The 2,280-nt window shown below is 44.5% G+C and carries 4 protein-coding genes; 2 read left to right on the top strand and 2 right to left on the bottom strand.

Annotated features, from left to right (window positions below; genetic code table 11):
- Together QZX97_RS19040 and QZX97_RS01490 are read right to left on the bottom strand one after the other, a co-directional pair.
- Positions 1–88 (bottom strand): hypothetical protein (locus QZX97_RS19040; RefSeq protein WP_363151709.1); only part of this gene is annotated, 88 nt, incomplete at its 3' end.
- 96 nt (positions 89–184) lie between these two features.
- Positions 185–685: a hypothetical protein gene (locus QZX97_RS01490; protein WP_295652441.1), complete on the bottom strand. Its 501-nt coding sequence runs from the start codon at positions 683–685 to the stop codon at positions 185–187.
- Positions 686–839: 154 nt separating this feature from the next.
- Between QZX97_RS01490 and QZX97_RS01485 the strand changes: the two genes are divergently transcribed.
- Together QZX97_RS01485 and QZX97_RS01480 are read left to right on the top strand one after the other, a co-directional pair.
- Positions 840–1,331, top strand: a complete 492-nt coding sequence (locus tag QZX97_RS01485) for a YajQ family cyclic di-GMP-binding protein (RefSeq protein WP_295652439.1) — start codon at positions 840–842, stop codon at positions 1,329–1,331.
- A gap of 11 nt (positions 1,332–1,342) precedes the next feature.
- Positions 1,343–2,280: lipid A deacylase LpxR family protein (locus QZX97_RS01480; RefSeq protein WP_295664050.1), on the top strand; the 938-nt coding region annotated here is incomplete at its 3' end.

The raw sequence follows: 2,280 nt of genomic DNA, 5'->3' as shown, positions 1-2,280 counted from the left end.
TTGGGTCGGCAGCTTCCTGCAAAACCCTATCGTTAAAATAAAGCCAGCTGATTTCCCTGTTTATTAGCGGAATACGTTTTAGGTCCATATAATAGAAAAATCCCGGACGGTTGCGCCCGAGACTACAAAGCTGCTTATTTATTTGTTAAGATTATGTTAACACTTTGCCAATTAATTAACGTTTTTAAGGCTTTTTAACTGTTTTTGTCCCGGCTTTTGGTGTTTTAGTCGGCACAGGTAGCTTGGGTGCAGCAATTCGTGTTGATTTAGGCTTAACCGCAGGCGTACTTTTTGCAAGTTCTTTCTGCACTTCGGCTTCAGGGGGCAAAGTATGTGTAGCCTTGGCAACTGGCTTGGCAGTTTTCTTTTGGGCTATTTTGGTAGCTTTGGCTATCACCTTTTGTACTTGCTCTGTCTTTTTTGCAACAACCTTTTTGCTTGCTGTGGGCTTCTCTGCTTTTTTAACCGCTTGTTTAACGGGTGCCGAGTCTATCTTCGCTTCAACTACCTGTTTTACCCCTTTAAGCTTGCGCTCTATTTTTTTGGCTACAAATTTACTTGCCTTTTTAACCTCTCGTTTTAGTTTGGAGGCATCATGGCCTAGCTCAGTAATAGCCTGCATAAATTTCTCGGTAATGCTGGTTTCAAGCACCTTTTTAGCGCTTTTTTTAGTATCGCTTTTCATGATCTGTTTACAATGGTTCAATTTTACATATAAAGGTAATCATTTCGATGTATTGCAATATCATATTATTACCATTGAATGAACGATTATGCAAACACCCTTAACACAATAACGAATAATTAGGTAAGTTTACCGCCGAATTATAAACCCTGTTATGCCATCATTTGATATTGTCAGCAAAATTGACGCGCAAACCTTAGATAATGCCATCAATAACGCCAAAAAGGAGATTTTGAACCGTTACGATTTTAACGGCTCAAAAAGCACCGTCGATCTGGATAAAAAGTCCAATACCATAACCATTGTTACCGAAGACGATATGCGCCTCAAAGCCATTCAGGATTCCATTATCGGCCGTATGGTTAAGCAATCCCTCGACCCTAAAGCGCTCGATTTTGGCGAAGAACAATACGCCTCCGGCAATATGCTCCGCAAAGAGATCAAAATCAAGGAAGGCATCGATAAAGAAGCCGCCAAAAAGATCGTCAAAAAAATCAAAGACAGCAACCTCAAGGTACAAGCCTCCATTATGGACGATCAGGTGCGTGTAACCGCCAAAAAGATAGACGACCTACAGGCAGTTATCAGTCTGTGCCGGTCCGACGATTTTGGCCAGCCCCTGCAATACATAAACATGCGCAACTAATTTACCCGTATTTGAGAACTACCCTTGTAACCGGTAAATTAATAAAGCATGCCATCCTGACAACTATTGTGGTCTTTTGTTGCGCGTTTAATCTTTCTGCGCAAAACAAAAGCTACAAAAACGAGGCAGGCTATCAGGCCGATAACGATGGCTTTTTAGGCCAGGGATCCGACAGGTATTATACCGCCGGTAACTTCTTCTTCTTTAGGCATGCACTCAGCGTAAACGACAGCTCATCTATACAAAACAAGGTGTTGGGTTTTGAGCTCGGCCAGCGTATCTACACACCTCAATCAGCCTATGTACCCGGGCCTGCTTATATCGACCGGCCCTTCGCCGGTTACACCTATTTCAGTACATCCGTCAACCTGCTATACAAAAACGAAAGCAGCCTTCGTTTTGAAGCACAGATAGGCATCGTAGGACCTAATTCGTACGGGCAGCAAGTGCAGGACCTGATCCATAAAGTGTTCGACTTCTATCAACCCGGCGGCTGGCAATACCAGATTGCCAACGATTACGAACTCAACCTATCCGCCCAATACAACCGGCTCATTGCCCGTACCCATGGGTTCGACATTTCGGCCAATAGTTATCTCGACCTGGGTACCGGCATTGATGGCGCCGGTCTTGGTTTCACCGCCCGTTTTGGCCGCTTTAACCAACTCTACAATTCAGCCATCACAACCAGTTCCGTTTCGGCCCGTAAAATGGGCTCAAATCGAACCGAGATCTTCTTCTTCGCCAAGCCTTCAATCAACTATGTGGCCTATAACTCCACCATTCAAGGCAGTATTTTCGAGTCCGTACCCGCCATTTACGAAATCGAACTGGTCAAAAAACCCTATATCCTAAGCGAACAGCTTGGCGGCATTCTGGTAACCGGCCATTGGGAAGTCAACGCATCGGCAACTTACCAAACCCGCGAAACCGTGCTCATGATACACCC

It is taken from the genome of uncultured Mucilaginibacter sp., assembly GCF_903893715.1.
GTDB lineage: Bacteria > Bacteroidota > Bacteroidia > Sphingobacteriales > Sphingobacteriaceae > Mucilaginibacter.
Note: the sequence above shows the minus strand (reverse complement) of the source record. Positions and strands in the feature narration are given on the sequence as shown.